Annotated in this window: 14 protein-coding genes and 1 tRNA gene; 6 read left to right on the forward strand and 9 right to left on the reverse strand. The window is 62.7% G+C overall.

The annotated features are described in order from the left end of the window. The 4 genes from KDH09_14605 to tilS all read right to left on the reverse strand — a co-directional run. The coding region (locus KDH09_14605; GenBank protein ID MCB0220927.1) for a diguanylate cyclase at positions 1-989 on the reverse strand (989 nt) is incomplete at its 3' end. Positions 990-1,328: 339 nt separating this feature from the next. Then, positions 1,329-2,324 carry a hypothetical protein gene (locus KDH09_14610; protein ID MCB0220928.1) on the reverse strand — a complete coding sequence of 332 codons (996 nt, stop codon included), beginning with the start codon at positions 2,322-2,324 and terminating at the stop codon, positions 1,329-1,331. Further along, entirely contained in the window at positions 2,321-2,989 is a 669-nt protein-coding gene (locus tag KDH09_14615) for an outer membrane lipoprotein carrier protein LolA (protein MCB0220929.1), read from the reverse strand. The genes KDH09_14610 and KDH09_14615 overlap by 4 nt, the downstream gene beginning before the upstream one ends. 58 nt (positions 2,990-3,047) lie before the next feature. After that, positions 3,048-4,034, reverse strand: a complete 987-nt coding sequence (tilS, locus tag KDH09_14620) for a tRNA lysidine(34) synthetase TilS (protein MCB0220930.1) — start codon at positions 4,032-4,034, stop codon at positions 3,048-3,050. Between the two features lie 123 nt (positions 4,035-4,157). Here tilS and eno point away from each other — a divergent pair, with 123 nt between their 5' ends. From eno to KDH09_14635, 3 genes are all read left to right on the forward strand, one after another. Beyond that, complete coding sequence (eno, locus tag KDH09_14625) at positions 4,158-5,435, forward strand: phosphopyruvate hydratase (GenBank protein ID MCB0220931.1); 1,278 nt, start codon at positions 4,158-4,160, stop codon at positions 5,433-5,435. A gap of 117 nt (positions 5,436-5,552) precedes the next feature. Then, a tRNA-Met gene (locus KDH09_14630) sits at positions 5,553-5,629 on the forward strand. A 135-nt stretch (positions 5,630-5,764) separates the two neighbouring features. Beyond that, positions 5,765-6,718 (forward strand): NAD(P)-dependent alcohol dehydrogenase, encoded by a 954-nt coding sequence (locus tag KDH09_14635; protein MCB0220932.1) that lies wholly within the window; start codon positions 5,765-5,767, stop codon positions 6,716-6,718. A gap of 99 nt (positions 6,719-6,817) precedes the next feature. Here the strand turns inward: KDH09_14635 and KDH09_14640 are convergent, their stop codons facing one another. After that, entirely contained in the window at positions 6,818-8,341 is a 1,524-nt protein-coding gene (locus KDH09_14640) for an NAD(P)/FAD-dependent oxidoreductase (GenBank protein MCB0220933.1), read from the reverse strand. Between the two features lie 121 nt (positions 8,342-8,462). Next, the gene (locus tag KDH09_14645; GenBank protein MCB0220934.1) at positions 8,463-8,984 is read right to left on the reverse strand and encodes a hypothetical protein; all 522 of its coding nucleotides are present in this window, start codon (positions 8,982-8,984) and stop codon (positions 8,463-8,465) included. Between the two features lie 188 nt (positions 8,985-9,172). Here KDH09_14645 and KDH09_14650 point away from each other — a divergent pair, with 188 nt between their 5' ends. The 3 genes from KDH09_14650 to KDH09_14660 all read left to right on the forward strand — a co-directional run bounded on the left by KDH09_14650 (position 9,173) and on the right by KDH09_14660 (position 12,569). Further along, positions 9,173-9,679 carry a hypothetical protein gene (locus KDH09_14650; protein MCB0220935.1) on the forward strand — a complete coding sequence of 169 codons (507 nt, stop codon included), beginning with the start codon at positions 9,173-9,175 and terminating at the stop codon, positions 9,677-9,679. Between the two features lie 146 nt (positions 9,680-9,825). Then, entirely contained in the window at positions 9,826-12,051 is a 2,226-nt protein-coding gene (locus KDH09_14655) for a response regulator (protein ID MCB0220936.1), read from the forward strand. Between the two features lie 8 nt (positions 12,052-12,059). Next, a complete protein-coding gene (locus tag KDH09_14660; protein ID MCB0220937.1) occupies positions 12,060-12,569 on the forward strand; it encodes a response regulator in 510 nt (169 codons plus the stop codon). Here the strand turns inward: KDH09_14660 and KDH09_14665 are convergent. From KDH09_14665 to KDH09_14675, 3 genes are all read right to left on the reverse strand, one after another. Then, on the reverse strand, positions 12,566-13,582 hold the full coding sequence (locus KDH09_14665) for an NADP-dependent oxidoreductase (protein MCB0220938.1): 1,017 nt from the start codon (positions 13,580-13,582) through the stop codon (positions 12,566-12,568). The genes KDH09_14660 and KDH09_14665 overlap by 4 nt on opposite strands. Positions 13,583-13,680: 98 nt before the next feature. Further along, positions 13,681-14,163, reverse strand: a complete 483-nt coding sequence (locus tag KDH09_14670; protein MCB0220939.1) for a hypothetical protein — start codon at positions 14,161-14,163, stop codon at positions 13,681-13,683. A gap of 99 nt (positions 14,164-14,262) precedes the next feature. Then, positions 14,263-14,988, reverse strand: a complete 726-nt coding sequence (locus KDH09_14675) for a hypothetical protein (protein ID MCB0220940.1) — start codon at positions 14,986-14,988, stop codon at positions 14,263-14,265. Between the last annotated feature and the right edge of the window lie 123 nt (positions 14,989-15,111).

A 15,111-nucleotide genomic window follows, 5' to 3' on the forward strand; every position in this document is an offset into this window, starting at 1 on the left:
CGCCGCGCCACGACCATCGCCCCCTCGGGCGGCGCCGTGGGCAGCAGAATCCCGAATGTCGTCGGCGCAAAGCGCGCCGGGGTATCGGACTCGGCGCGAATGGATTCCTCGACCTGCACCGCCACCTTCGCAATGAGGTCGGCGCCGCCTTCGAGCCCCAGCTCGGAATTGACCACATCAAAGCCGTCGATCTCGGCAAAAATCAGCGAGACCGAGTCTTTCTGGCGTCTGGCCCGGCCCAGTTCCGTCGGCACGCGCTCGAGCAGGAAGTCGCGGCTATAGAGCTTGGTCAGGTCATCGAAGATGGTGGGCCGGTGCAGCATCGTCCCGGTGCTGTCGAAGCGCGTCCGCGCGATGTTGCCCACAATGACGCTCAGCCCGGCGAATACGAGCAGTACCGTCATGCCGGGCATCACCCCCACCCCCTCGATGTCGAAAGCGGCGGCCAGCAGGCCCGGCGAGAAGAGCACGCCGCGGTCCTCAAGAATCACCACCCCGGCATAGCCGGCGATGAGCAGCAACGTGTAGGCGTGCGCGCCCTTTCGCGGAAGCAGCAGGTAGGCCCCCATCGCCATGAGCGGAAATGCCGTGAGCATCGGCCCGTCGGTAGCGCCCGAGACGTGAACCATCGCCAGAAAATGGGCAAGCTGCCAGACAATGACGAGAATGAGCAGGAACCTCATTCGCTTGATCTGTTTGCGGGGAAGTCGTTCGAGCCAGCCACGCCAGAGCAGCGCAACAGTGAGCAGCGCATTGATCGCCGCGAACTCGATGAGCGCGGCATTGTAGTTGCGAGAGAATCCGCCGATGCGCGGCCAGATCAGGACACCCGAAGTACGAATCCAGATTTCCAGCACAAGCGCCAGCAGCGCCTGCACCCAGCCGGCCAGCGCCAGGGACTTCAAAATCCCCAGGTAGTCTTCCGGCTGGAGCGGCGGCAAGCGGCGAAATACGCCCTTGCGTGTGCCCTCTTCTGAAGGCGCCTGCATCATCCCTCCAGGGACCTGCACCCTGCGGCGCGGTCACAATCGCTTTCCCGATGGATGCCAGCTTAGCCAGCCGGCGCCCCAAGGCCAAAAAGAAGAGGCCCCCGACCGGATTTTTCCGGTTGGGGGCCCCTTGCTGATGGCACTAGTTTTACAATTCGGTGGACTGCTTGGTTTTACCCGGCCCACCAACCAGCTTGGCCTGAGTGTTGTTGTCTCAAGCAAGCCATGCCTTGGTGAAGTGGGTCCTAGGCCTCAGCCACCTCGCTAGTAGAGTCGTACATATATCGGACCACCTCCTTTCTTAGCTAAAAGAAATTGTAAGGATTGTCAGGATTTCTGTCAACGAGATTCGCGCATCATTGGCGCCAATTTCGGGGCAAGCGCCCGCGCCAGCTCCCGCGCGCCCTGCGCAGAGGGATGAATCGGATCACGCGCTGCATCATGGAAATACCCGCGGCGCAACAGCGACTCCGAACGCTTGGCCAGGTCGACAACGTTCACGTTGAGCGCCGATGCCACATCGAGCGTTGCCTGATGCAGGGCGGCAAGGCGCGCGCGCCGTGCACCGACGAGTTCGCCCGGGTAGTGACGAAGCGCCTCGCTCGTGTCGATCACGCTTGGATAGGTGACAAAGAGCGGCTGCGCGCCGGCATTTCGAATCGCGTCGCCCAGAAGAAACAGCTCGGTGTGAAACTGCTCGGGCGGAACGCGGCAGCAGCCCGACTCGCGCGTGAGCGCCGAGCCAACTACCCGCCCGCTCCAGGGAGCGCGAAAGCGTGCGATGAACCTTGAAAGCCCCGAGTCCATGAGCTCGGTGTCGGTGTAGCCGCGAAGCAGATCCTTGGCATCGTTCCAGCCCAGCAGGACGACGACGAAATCGGGTCTGAGCGCCGGCAATAGCCGGGCCAGCCAGCGCCGCGCCTGCGCAACGGAGTATCCGGGAACACCGGCGTTGATGACCTGCGCATCCTTGCCCAGCACAGCCAGTTCCTCGGCCAGCAGCTCGGGGTAGGCGCGCTCGTATCCCAGCGTCACCGAGTCCCCCAGGCACAATACCCGTGGGGCGCCCTTCTCACCGGGATCGCTGCCGCGAAGGCCCATCGGCCCCACGAGGACTTCCTGAACCTCTGCGTCCTTGCCGAAGAGATCGGAGCCCGCATAGCGCCCGGGCCTCAAACGCCAGAGCAGCTCGGAGTCGCTCTCAATGAATTGATTGAAATAGGGATCGGCGCGGCGAAACAGATCGAAGTCATCGGTCTCTGTGCGATTCTGCTGGGCGCCGCCACCCGAGCACGCACTCAGCAGAATCAGCAGTGCAAGAGCGAAGCGTCTCAAAACTCCTGCTTCACCTTCACGCCCTCGGGCACTTCAAAGTGGAAGGCCTCCGCCTTGAGGCCGGCATTTTCCTTGAGATTCAAAAACCGGACAGTGGAGACCGAGCCCATGGCGTCGGTAAAGGCCACGCCCCACAGACTCAGGCTCTTGGGTTCGAGAATGAGCGTGAGCGTATACCCGCCGCGCTGATCGAGCGGCGTGAGGCTCAGCCGGTAGCGCCCGTCAGCATCGATCATGCCTTCTTTGGGGGCAGCAATCTTGAAGGCCTTGTCGAGCTTTCCCAGGCCCTGCAGGAAGTCGTTGGGCGTGGGAGATTCGAAGGCTTGCGTGAGCTTCTTGATGGCGACGAATTTCTCGGTGGAGTTGTAGTAGTAGAACTTTTCGCCGTCGGAGACGAAGGCCTGTACCACAGGCGTGGCATAGTCCCAGCGCATCTGACCGGGCTTCTTGAACTTCACCGTGCCCGAGGCCTTGCGCGTGCGGCGCGAGCCGAGCACCTGGGATTCCTGCTCGAAGTCGGCCGAGAGATCGCCCACTTTTTCGTAGTGGGCCTGCACGGACTTCACCAGTTCGTCGAGCGAGGGAGCCTGCGCGCGGGCGCCGGTTGCGACCATCGTTGCCGCAGCCCAGAGCGCCGCAATCGTCGTCATGTGCTTGAGTTTCATAGTCCCAAGCCTACGGCTGCTTGCGCGCCAAGGCAACGGCCCGGCCATGAAGATTCATTCACTTAGTAATGATGAGGCTGCGTGCGCTCACGCCGGCCTTTGCGCCCCCGGGAAGCGCCACCTGCCCTTCCCCGCTGGCCAGCAATTCCTCCAGAGCATCCACCTGCCGCGCGCTCGCGCGGCGGGCACCGGCGAGATCGCCCAGCACCTGCCGCCAGAGCTCGCGCCGGACCGGGGCTGCCAGTTTCCCAAGCGCCGCAAGGCTGTAGCGCCGCTTTTCCGCCGCCTGCTTTTCGATCTTTTTCCGAGCCTTCGCCGCCTCCGCCCCGATGAAATCCGCGATTTCTGCGGACTCGGCGCCGACCCTCGCCAGGGCCTCCCCCACCGGGCGGCGCAGCTCGCGCTCGATGACCGGGATGATGTTACGGCGGATGCGGTTTCGCTCGGCAGCATCGGAGGCGTTGCTTGGATCTTCGCGCCAGTCCTGCGCGAGGCTTTCAAGGTAGTGAAGGATGCTCGCCCGGCTCTCTTCGATGAGCGGTCGCACGAATGGCTCGCGCACCGCCGGAATTCCCGCCAGCCCCGAGGCCGGCGCGCCGCGCGCCAGGCGCGCCAGCACGGTCTCTGCCTGGTCGTCGGCGTGGTGGGCCAGCGCGACCCACTTGGCGCCGCGGCGCTCGCGCTCCTTTTCGAGCAACCGGTAGCGGCCCGCCCTCGCCCGCTCGGCCAGCGCCGGGCCCTTCTTGAGCTTGAGGCGCACCACGCGGAACGGCACGCCAAGCTCCTTGCAAAGCGTGCGGCAGAACTCGGCGTCGGCGTCGGCGCTCTTTCCGCGAAGCCCGTGGTGAACATGGAGCGCGAAGAGCTCCCCCATGCGCGGCGAGAGCGCGACGAGCACCCGGAGGAGCGCCACGGAGTCGGCGCCGCCCGAGAGCGCCACGAGCCAGCCGCGCCCGCGCACGCCCCGCCGGGCGAGCATCCGCTCGACCCGCCGCTCGAAGGCACGCGGGCCCTCTGATGGGCCCTTCCGGGGCTTTGTTGCCATCGCCGCTCCCTCTTGCTCACCCGGAATTGACCTGCCCGCGGCGCGTCGCTAAGTAAGGGGCGCGCCCGGGCCGAAGGGGTTTCCGGGACTATCCAGACGACAACTTAGGCCAAGGAGCAGGCAATGAGCCAGATCAGTGACGTGCGCGCCCGCCAGATTCTCGATTCCCGTGGGAACCCGACCATTGAGGTCGACGTGATCCTGGAGAGCGGCGCGCTGGGCCGCGCAGCGGTGCCCTCTGGCGCCAGCACGGGTACCCGCGAGGCCATTGAGCTGCGCGACGGCGGCGATGCCTACCTGGGCAAGGGCGTGCTCAAGGCCGTGAGCAACGTGACCGAGGTGATCGGGCCCCAGATCGTGGGTCTCGACGCCGAGGACCAGGCCGCAGTGGACCGCGAGATGATCGCCGCCGACGGCACCGACAACAAGGGCAAGCTCGGCGCCAACGCGATTCTGGGCGTCTCCATGGCGACCGCCCGCGCGCAGGCCAACGAGCTGGGCATCTCCCTGTTCCGCTACCTTGGCGGCGCGCAGGCCCACCTGCTCCCGGTGCCGCTCATGAACGTGATCAACGGCGGCGCCCACGCCGACAACAATCTTTCCATTCAGGAATTCATGATCGTCCCGGCCGGTGCAAAGAGCTTCTCCGAGGCGCTTCGCATGGGCGCCGAGACCTTCCACGCGCTCAAGAAACTGCTGGCCGCCGAAAAGCTGGCCACCAGCGTGGGCGACGAGGGCGGCTTTGCCCCCAACCTCGAAGACGACGAGATCGCGCTCGACTGGCTCACCAAGGCCGTCGAGAAGGCCGGTTACAAGCCCGGCGAGGACATCTTCTTTGCCCTCGACTGCGCCGCCAGCGAGTTCCACAAGGACGGCAAGTACGACGTGCACGGCCGCAGCCTCTCGAGCGCCGAGGTGGTCGACTACTATGCAAAGCTTGTGGGCAAGTATCCCATCGTGAGCATCGAGGACGGGCTGGACGAGAGCGACTGGGACGGCTGGAAGACGCAGACCGACGTGCTCGGCGGCAAATGCCAGCTCGTTGGCGACGATCTCTTTGTGACCAACGCAAAGATCCTGGCCGAGGGCATTTCAAAGGGAATCGCGAACTCGATCCTCATTAAAGTGAACCAGATCGGCAGCGTGACCGAGACCTTCGAGGCCATGCGCCTTGCCGCCAGCGCAGGATACGCCAACGTGGTCTCCCATCGCTCCGGGGAGACAGAGGACGCCTTCATCGCCGACCTGGCCGTCGCCACCGGCGCGGGGCAGATCAAGACCGGCTCGGCCTCGCGCTCGGACCGCATGGCCAAGTACAACCAGCTCCTTCGCATCGAGGAAGAACTCGGCGCTGCCGCCCTCTACGCCGGCGCGCAGTGCCTGAAGCGCTGGGGGCGCTGAAAGCGCCTCCCAGCGTTGACAGAGCGCCCACGCCTGCGCTAAATGGCGGAGCCCTTCGGGAGTGCTAACGCCCTCCCGGCAGGCCCTCACAATCAAGCTGAGGACCGACACACCCCTGGCGGGGTAGCTCAGGTGGTTAGAGCGACGGTCTCATAAGCCGTAGGTCGGCGGTTCGAGTCCGCCCCCCGCTACCATTTCTTCTGCATCGTCCAACAAGATATATAGAGTAAAGCCCTTCCCCGCGATGCGGCATCGGTGCAGGACAGTCTCCGCCCGCGTGCGGGTGGAAGCGACCGGCCCTTGCGGGCCTTTGGGCAGAAGAGGAATAGATGAAAGCAGCCACCACCAGCGGATTCGGAATGAGCTCTCATCTCGTAGTGGGTGAGACCAGCAAACCCGAGCCGGGACCCGGCGACGTGCTCGTGCAGGTCCATGCCTCTTCGGTCAACCCCAAGGACTGGAAGCTCAACAAGCCGCTGACCTCCTTTGTCCCCAACATCGGGGGGCTGCGGCCCTTCATCATCGGTGACGACCTCTCGGGAGTGGTCGTGGCCAAGGGCGCGCAGGTCAGCGGGCTTGAGATCGGCGACGAGGTTTACGGCATGGACATGCGCCTTCGCACGGCGGCGTGCGCCGAGTTCGCGAAGATCGCCGCCAAGCGCGTCGCAAAAAAGCCGGCCAACCTCTCCCACAAGGAAGCGGCCGCCGTGCCGCTTGCGGCCCTCACTGCGCTGCAGGCCTTCCGGCTTGCTGACCTGGGCGCCGGCAAGCGCGTTCTGATCATCGGCGCCTCCGGCGGCGTGGGCACCTTTGCGGTGCAGATTGCCAAGGCGCTTGGCGCGCAGGTCACCGGCGTGTGCAGCGAGCGCAACATCGAACTCGTGAAATCCCTGGGCGCCGACGCGGTGATCGACTACACCGCGGGCGACTACCGCACGAAAAGCGACGACTTCGACATGGTCTTCGATGTCACGGCCTATGAGACCCCTCACAGCTGCCGCGCGCTCCTGAAAAAGGGCGGCACTTTCGTCACCACTTCGGGCCACGCGGGCGCCATGCTCGGCAACCTGCGCGCGCGCCTGACACCCGGCGCGCCCAAATCGACCTCGATCTGGGTCGAGAGCTACACGCGCGATCTCGAGACCCTGCGGGAGATGATCGAGGCAGGCAAGGTCAAACCGGTTCTCGACAGCGAGTACCCACTCGAGGAAATCAACGCCGCCTACGAGCGCAGCAAAAGCGGGCGCTCGCGGGGGAAGATTGTGATCAACATCGCGGAGTAATTCGAAGATCGCAGTTTGGGAACTTCCCAATCCCCTGAAAACAGGAACGGAAAAACCCGGCTCACGCCGGGCTTTCTCGTTCAATGCTGCTCCAATGGCTCACGCGAACGCATAATCCCCCAGCGGATACCGGCTCGCATTCCACAGCGAGAGCGCCGTGGGCGTGGGGCGCAGCAGGGTGGAGTCGCCGTGCTGGTTGAAGTAGTAGCTGTTGGAAGTCTCACAATGGCCGTTTTCGAAGACCGAGCTCTTCAAATTCTTCTTCATCTTCGCCACGAAATCGGCCTGGGCCTTGCTGCCCACTTCGAATTCATCGGCGCGGCGCCGGCGCATTTCCTTGATGCAGCGCTCGACATGCTTCATCTGGGCCTCGATGGCAAAGAAATACGACAGGCCGGTGAAGGCATAGGGGCTGGCGAAGTAGAACATGTTGGGAAAACCGTGAACGGTGATCCCCTCATAGGACTGGTAGCCGTGCTCGTTCCACCACTGGCCGAGTTCCACGCCGTCGCGGCCGATGACGTCGAAGGCCGGAAAGTTCCCCTTCTCCCAGACCTTGTATCCCGTAGCCAGGATGAGCGCGTCGATCTGCCGCTTCTTTCCGCTTCGGTCGACAATGCCGTCCGCCTCGATGTGGTCGATGCCGTCGGTAACGAGGTCCACGTTCTCACGCATGAAGGTGGGATAATAGTCGTTCGAGAATGTCGGGCGCTTGCAGCCGAAGTTGTAGTCGGGCGTGAGCTTGCGGCGCAGCTCGGGATCGGGGATCTGGCGCTTCAAATGCGCCTTGCACGCCTGCTCGGCCGAGCGGGTGAGATACTTGAACTCCTTGAAGTGCAGCGCCCCCACCACCATCAGCATCTCCAGCACACTCGAGGTGAAGTAGCGCGCCAGGCGCTGGGTCACGGGAAGCTTTTCGAAGAGTGTCTGCACGCCCTCGGGAATGCGCGTATCGAACTTCGGCGTCACCCAGATGGGCGTGCGCTGGTAGACGTCCATGTGGGCGAGCAACGGCGCGATCTCGGGCAGGAGCTGCACCGCCGTGGCGCCCGTGCCGATCACGGCCGCGCGCTTTCCGCGAAGCTCATAATCGTGGTCCCACTTGGCGGTGTGAATGACCTTCCCCTCGAAGGAACCCAGACCGGTAATGTCGGGATACTTGGGCTGGGAGAGAAAACCGGTGGCAAGAATGAGCAGCCGCGAGGTGACGGGCGCCCTGCCCTCGGTGTGCACGGTCCAGGTGTGGTCCTTCTCGTCGTAGACGACCTTCTCGACCTCAGTGTTGAACTGCATGAGTTTTCGCAGGTCGTACTTGTCGGCCACGTGCGCGGCATAGGCCTTGAGCTCGCCGCCCTTGGCATAGACCCGCGACCAGTGGGGGTTGGGCTCGAAGGAATACGAATAGGTCGTGGACGCGATGTCGACGGCCAGCCCCGGATAGGTGTTCAGGTGCCAGGTGCCGCCCACGTCGCTGGCGCGATCGACGATCAGCACATCACCAATCCCCATGCGCTGGAGCTGGATTGCCGCCCCCATGCCGCCAAAGCCCGCGCCCACGATGATCACCTCGTGGTCGGTACCCCCCTTTGCCCCGCTCGCCCGTTTCGCTCCGTTCGCCTTCATGACTGCCCCCTCCAATAAAGCGGAATGACGTATCATTCTTTGAATATCATGGAGCGGGCGTTCCAGTCAATTTATTTTCATGGACTCGTGAATACATCTGTATTTACAAATAGTTATAAAATTACAACGCTATTTTCGGCGGCGTAACCTCCGAAGCGGCGTGAAAAGTTGCATATCCCTGCCCCAGCAGGAAGATCGCCAGGATGCGAAGAATGATGTGCAACAACAAGGGCTTAAACTGCTCGCCGCCGCCCCCCATGCCCATAACGGAAACGACATTAATAGCCAGAACGACAGTCTGATAAACGGTCAAAAATATCACAGAGACAAGACCCGGCGCGAGAAGCAACCAAAGGATCCCGACCGCCAACAACACAACATCAAATGCGACTGCCCCCCACAGATCAGGCAGGATGACAATGGCCGAAATGAACCATACGAACTGGCCCATCTGCACCGCGAGCGCGCCGGAAAAAGGCTTTGATCGCTCAGGGCCGAGCTTTCCGAACAGGAATGCTCCCAGCGCCCAGCCAATCCCCGGAAAGAGCAACTGGATCCCAAAGTACCGTCCTGCAACCAACCCGCCGACTATGCCGAGCATCTGACCCATCGAGTTCGAATTCTTTCCAGCGTCTGCAGACATGACGATCTCCCCTGTGCCCCAATTTCAACGAACCCGCATTTTCAAACTATCGTGTTATCCCCATTGGCACCATCGGAATCTTCGGCTGTTGCAAAGTCGGTCAGCCACCTGCGCATCGCCATATACGCCGGGGGGGAGACTTGATATACTCCGACGGTGCCCGGTTCCAGGGCGTATGGAGGCACACGATGCTCAAGAAGATTCCCTTTCTACTCGCAATTGCCGGCATGGCCGGCGGGGTGTTCATCGCCATTCTCTTTGGCGCAAACGAGGCCATGTTCGAGCACAAGATCGCCGCGGGTCTCGAGCGCAATGTGAAGATCCAGGCCATGGCCGATCCGGCCGAGAAGGCAGCCAAGATCGCGGCCGAGGCGGGCAAGAACTGGCGCTACTACCAGCGCTACCACTTCCACGCCACGGGCATTGCCGCCATGGTGCTGGGACTCCTGCTTTTTCTGGTAAGGCTCGACGCGCCCGAGAAGCTCAAACTTGCGGCCTCGTATCTCAGCGCCGGCGGCGGGTTTCTCTACCCCTTTGTCTGGCTATTTGCCGGTATGTATGGGCCCGAGATGGGACGCTCCGAGGCAAAGGAAGCCTTCGCGGTCTTCGGCTATTCGGGCGGGCTCTTTCTACTGGGCGTGCTGCTCACGCTGGGACTCGCGGCCAAGTATGAGATCCGCGAGAGCGGGGCCTGATCCCCTCCTGACCCCGCTTCTGCCCCCTTCTCCGCCTTTCCCGAAGCAATTTTGGGCCCGGTGTGCTATACTAGTGTACGAATCACTTTTGACTGCCCCAAATGGGGCCAAAGCACCATTCGTGGGCAAATGCTGGGGGGAACAGCATGGCCGATCATCTTTTGGAGAAACCGCCCTATCCCTTGTCCGAGCGGCTGCGCTGGTATTTGCGCGGGCTGATCGAGGCCGGTGAGACGCAGAAGACTGTCCTGATTCTCGGACTGACCCTTCCCTTCTGCGTCTTCTACATCCTGCGCATCCACTATTTGATGGATCATCCGGGGGTTGAGGCTTATCTCAATCGCTCCATGCTCGCCCTGACGGGAACCGTGGTAAAACTCGCAACGCTCTGGGCGCTCGTTCTGACTACGTGGGGCGCCCTGCTCTGGCGCGCGGGGCGAAGCAGCCGCCTGCACCTGCATCTTACGCTTCAGAGCTGGTCGGTCGCGGTGTCCCTGGTCGCCTATGCCGTGGGCATGTTCACCAGCCCGGTCGCCGTCGCCTTCATCGCGGGCGCGCTTCTGGGATTCCTGCTCTTCGAAGTCCGCGTCATCTGGTATGCCATCTGGACCGGCACGGCGATCACCGTTGCCACGATCGTCGCCGAGCGCCTGGGCTATCTGCCCTATGCGCCGCTGCTTGCATCCTTCGATCGCTTCGGCGGCACGCCCAGCAATTCCTGGATATTGGGAAGCGCAGTCTCGAGCATCTCCATGCTCTTTATCGCCTACGGCGTTTCTTCCTACATCATTTCCCGCTGGCGCGAGCGCGAGGCCCAGGCCATTGAGGCCCTGCGCTCGGTCGAACGCCTGGCCAACGCGGTCGATCACGCCGGTGAAATCGTCGTCACCACCGACGCCCGCGGCGTCATTGAATACGTCAACCCTGCCTATGAAGCCGTGACCGGATACGAGGCCGGCGAGAGTATCGGGCGCACGCCCCTGGAGATCTTCGGCTCGCCGCCCGAGGGCGACGCCCTGCTCGAAACAGGGCTGGGCCAGGCGCGAGAGAACGAATCCTGGAGCGGGCGCGTTGCGCTGCGCAAGAAGAATGGCTCAAAGGCCGACGTCGACTATACGATTTCCTGCGTGCTGGGCCGCGACTGCGAGGTGGAGAGTTACGTCGCCATCGCCCGCGACGTGACCGAGCAACTCCTGCTCGAAGCGCAGTTCCGGCAGGCACAGAAAATGGAAGCCCTCGGCCAGCTCGTCGGCGGCATCGCCCACGACTTCAACAACCAGCTCACCATGGTGGCGCTGGCGATCGAACTGCTCGGCCATGAGACAAACCTCAGTGCAGAGGGGCAGGAAGCACTCGACTCGCTCTCGGAATGCAACGAAGAAGCAGCCGGCCTGACCTCGCAGCTCCTGACCTTCAGCCGCAAACAGATCGACGCGCCCGATCCGGTCGACCTCGTGGCCGTCACCCAGCGCGCGACCACCGCGCTGCGCCGTTTGCTGGGGGAGCGCTACACCGTGCGGCTCAACCTGGCGGTCCCCGACGGTTACGTCGCCGCCAGCCCGGCGCAGCTCCTGCAGATTCTCTTCAACCTGTGCGTCAACGCGCGCGACGCCATGCTCGACGGCGGCGTTGTGGAAGTCTCGGTTTACGAGGCCGAAGTGCGTGAGCCCATTGTCCATCCCGATGCCACCGTGCAGGCGGGCGAGTACCTGGTCCTTCAGGTGCGCGATGAGGGCGCGGGCATTCCCCCTGCCATTTTGAGCCGCATCTACGAGCCCTTTTTCACCACCAAGCGCTCGCGCGGCACGGGCCTGGGGCTTGCCACCGTCTACGGGATCGTCACCCAGGCCGGCGGCACCATTCTTTGCGAGAGCGCCGAGGGCCGCGGCACCACCTTCCGGCTCTACTTCCCGCGGCTCGAAGCGCGCCCGCCCCAGAGCGTGGCGCCGCAAACGAAGAGCACGCCCGAAATGCCGGGAATGCACCAAACCGTGCTCGTTGCAGAAGACGAGGGCCGCCTGCTGCAGGGCGCGCGCCGCGTCCTTGAGCGCGCGGGCTACCACGTGCTGACCGCCGAAGGCGTGAGCGAGGCGCTCGAAATCTGCGAGGACTATGAGGGAGAGATCGATCTGCTCTTTACCGACGTCATCATGGCCGATGGCTCGGGCAGCCAGCTTGCGCACCTGTTCGGCAAGGCACGGCCCGATGTGCCGGTGGTCTACACCTCCGGCTATGTCGACGATGCGACCGCCCGGCGCGGCATTGCCGGCGGAAAGATCGAGTTTCTGGCCAAGCCCTACACCGCCGACCAGCTACTTCAAACAATGGCAAAGGTTCTCCAGCCGGAGAAGAACGCGCGGCCGCCGGCCTGAGGAACGACATGGACGCACCGAGCCGAAGAATCCTGGTAGTGGACGACGATCCCCGGATCGGTCGCCTGACGGGTAAGTTGCTCTCGAAGATGTTTCTTGGCGCCAACGTGTTCGTCTCGCCCAGCGGCCCGGCCGGGCTCGATGTGGTGCGCCAGCACCGCCCCCACGTCATCATTCTCGATCACGTCATGCCCGAGATGGATGGCAAGGAATTCCTGCGCGACCTGCGCACCGATACCTGGGGGCGCGACATTCCGGTGCTGGTCATGAGCGGCTACGACCTCGACGTACTCTACCGCGAGGAGCCAAAGGTGGAGTTCCTTCGCAAGCCGCCGCGGCGCGGCGCCATGGAGGACGCGCTCGTCAAACTGCTCATTCAGATTCTGGGCGGCAAACCCGTCCTCGAGTGCACCGAAGAGTTTCTCGCCCTGCGCGAGGGTTTGGGCGAGAAGCTTTTTGTCGAGCGCACTTCCTCGCGGCGCCCCGGCGGCCTGCTGGGCAGGTGGAGAAAGCGCTAGGCCGGCTCCGGCCCCACCTTCACGAGCTGCTTGCCCTGGTTGGCACCGGAAAAGAGACGCAGCAGCGCCTCGGGGGCGCGCTCCAGGCCATCGACTACATCGACAGCCGACTTGATGCGCCCCTGCCCCACCCAGGTGCCCAGTTCTTTCATTGCCTGCGGGAACTTGCCCGCGTAGTTCATCAGGATGAAGCCCTCCATGCGGGCGCTGTTGATGATGAGCGACATGTAGTTGCGCGGCCCCGGTGAAAGCTCGGCCTCGTTGTAGCGGGAGATCGCACCGCAGAGCACGATGCGCCCGTGCTTTCGGATGTTGGCGAGCGCGACGTCGAGGATCTCGCCGCCCACGTTGTCAAAGAAGACGTCGATTCCCTTCGGGCAGGCCTCGCGCACCTGCGCGGCGAGCTCGCCCTCGCGGTAATTGATCGCCGCGTCGAAGCCGAATTCGGATGTAAGGCGCGCGCATTTCTCCGCGCTACCCGCCACGCCCACGGCACGGCAACCCTTGATCTTCGCGATCTGCCCGACCACCGATCCCACGCCCCCCGCGGCGCCCGAGACGAGCACGGTCTCCGCCTCCTTGGGAAGCCCCACTTCAAGCAGGCCGAAGTAGGCAGAAAGACCTGTGATGCCCAGCACGCTGATGGCGTCGGTGAGCGAGATTCCCGGCAGCAGCGGCGTCAGCTGCGTGGGCTTGGCGAGTGCGTACTGCTGCCAGCCGAGCATGCCGCTCACGAGCTGCCCGGCCTTCACGCTGGGAGCCTTGGACTCCACGACCTCGCCCACGCTCATCCCGCGCATCACTTCGCCGATGCCGACCGGTGGCATGTAGGACTTCTGGTCGCTCATCCACCCGCGCATGGCCGGGTCGATGGAGAGATAGACATTGCGAACCAGCACCTTGCCCTCCGGCACATCGCTGATCGTCTGTATGTTCGATTCGAAGTTCTCTGCCGACACCATTCCCTCGGGCCGGGACTTGAGCAGAATCTGCTGGTTCTCGATTGGGTTCATTGCGTTTCTCCTGGAAGCACAAAGGCTAGACCACGGCCGCCCCGAAGAAAAAAAGCGCCCCCTTCGGGGCGCCTTTTCAGTGAAACAGCTTGCGTCACTCACACCAGCTTGAAGCTGCGGACGAACTTCCAGAGCTCGTCGTAGTCGAAGTAGGTCGTCCCTTCCGAAACAAGGCCGCCCTCGAAATCGAGCACTTTCCCATAAAGCGTATCGACCAGGCCCTCGCGGTTCTTGAAGCCGTGGAAGTGGTAGGGCTTGCCATCATCGCCGGTAAAATCGAAGTCGTAGGTCATCACTCCGACTTTCGCGCGCGGATCCATCCGGATCGTCCCGCGCATGGGACTCTTCGCAGCAAGCCCCTCGGCCTTCACTTCACCATCGAGGGCGATCACGCCACCGCCTGCGCCGAAAAAGCCGGGAATCGTCTCGCTCTGCGCCGCGGCAGTGAACATAAAGTCCAGACGCTCACCCTTGCGCGGCCCGGTCTGCAGGACGTGATAGCCCACCATCTTTTCATCGAAGTAGATTCCGCGCGAACGCAGGATGGGGAGCCGCTCGATCGCGGTGGAAATCACTGACATGTCCTTAGTCTCCGGCGGCAGATAGGATCAATTCGCGCAACACGAAGTGTAGTGGGCCGGGCGTAAATGTGAAAGCGCGCCAGAATAGGCCTTACCAAGTTACCATGCGATCCCATTCCCTACGGAAACTCCAGTCACCTTTCCATCCAGAAAATTCACCAAGATCTCGGAGTATATCCTTAAGTAACAACTGTCGGGCTGATCGATCCTGCAATCCAAGGACTTTGATGAACCCATCAAGTCCTCGAATGGCCGCTTAACAAGCAAGTGGTAGGTATAGCGCCAAGCGAACTCATTCTCTTCAAGCGGCTTGCCGAGTATCGCCCTTACAGCCTCTTTCTCCAACCCTATCCGAAGGCCGCTTTCCGTCGCGACCAGCCCGTTTACCCTTGCTGATTTTTCACACAAATGACGATGGAAATACCGATCCTGCTTTGCTGCGATTCGAAACGATGACAGATTATGAAAACCTCCCACAGGTCCGGTGCAAAATTCTACCGCTGTCTCATCGTTTGTGTCTGCGGCCACATAGCAGGCACAGTTCGAAATATTCTCATTTCCCGAGTCACGCGTCTCTCCAAGCTTAAGGCGCACCGACTCAATCGTATCTTCAGTCGATTCATGAATATCGAATCCCATGAACTTGAGATGCCGTCGATCAATTTGCACGGCGATGCCGGGCCGCTCCGTCGGCACTTTCTCCTCCGGCAATGACTCCCATTGCGCACGCGTTAGGTCGGCGGCCATTCCCGTCAATACCAACAACGCCAGCACGCCAAAACGAGTCAGCAGTGCTCCTGATGATCTCATCAAATTCCGTCTCACTTCCCCTCCCGCCACATGAGCCAGATCTTTGCGCCCAGCACTTCGATCTGGCGGCTTACTTCGAAGCCGAATTTCGAATAGAAGCGCACGCTGCTCTCCCGCCCGGTTTCGAGATAGCCACCG

The sequence above is a fragment of the Chrysiogenia bacterium genome, assembly GCA_020434085.1.
Classification (GTDB): Bacteria; JAGRBM01; JAGRBM01; order JAGRBM01; family JAGRBM01; genus JAGRBM01.

Excerpts from the sequence above, each read along its gene's own strand:
- KDH09_14615 (MCB0220929.1), bottom strand. The coding sequence starts at position 2,989 with ATGAAACTCAAGCACATGACGACGATTGCGGCGCTCTGGGCTGCGGCA.
- tilS (MCB0220930.1), bottom strand. The coding sequence starts at position 4,034 with ATGGCAACAAAGCCCCGGAAGGGCCCATCAGAGGGCCCGCGTGCCTTC.
- eno (MCB0220931.1), top strand. The coding sequence starts at position 4,158 with ATGAGCCAGATCAGTGACGTGCGCGCCCGCCAGATTCTCGATTCCCGT.
- KDH09_14635 (MCB0220932.1), top strand. The coding sequence starts at position 5,765 with ATGAAAGCAGCCACCACCAGCGGATTCGGAATGAGCTCTCATCTCGTA.
- KDH09_14640 (MCB0220933.1), bottom strand. The coding sequence starts at position 8,341 with ATGAAGGCGAACGGAGCGAAACGGGCGAGCGGGGCAAAGGGGGGTACC.
- KDH09_14645 (MCB0220934.1), bottom strand. The coding sequence starts at position 8,984 with ATGTCTGCAGACGCTGGAAAGAATTCGAACTCGATGGGTCAGATGCTC.
- KDH09_14650 (MCB0220935.1), top strand. The coding sequence starts at position 9,173 with ATGCTCAAGAAGATTCCCTTTCTACTCGCAATTGCCGGCATGGCCGGC.
- KDH09_14655 (MCB0220936.1), top strand. The coding sequence starts at position 9,826 with ATGGCCGATCATCTTTTGGAGAAACCGCCCTATCCCTTGTCCGAGCGG.
- KDH09_14660 (MCB0220937.1), top strand. The coding sequence starts at position 12,060 with ATGGACGCACCGAGCCGAAGAATCCTGGTAGTGGACGACGATCCCCGG.
- KDH09_14665 (MCB0220938.1), bottom strand. The coding sequence starts at position 13,582 with ATGAACCCAATCGAGAACCAGCAGATTCTGCTCAAGTCCCGGCCCGAG.
- KDH09_14670 (MCB0220939.1), bottom strand. The coding sequence starts at position 14,163 with ATGTCAGTGATTTCCACCGCGATCGAGCGGCTCCCCATCCTGCGTTCG.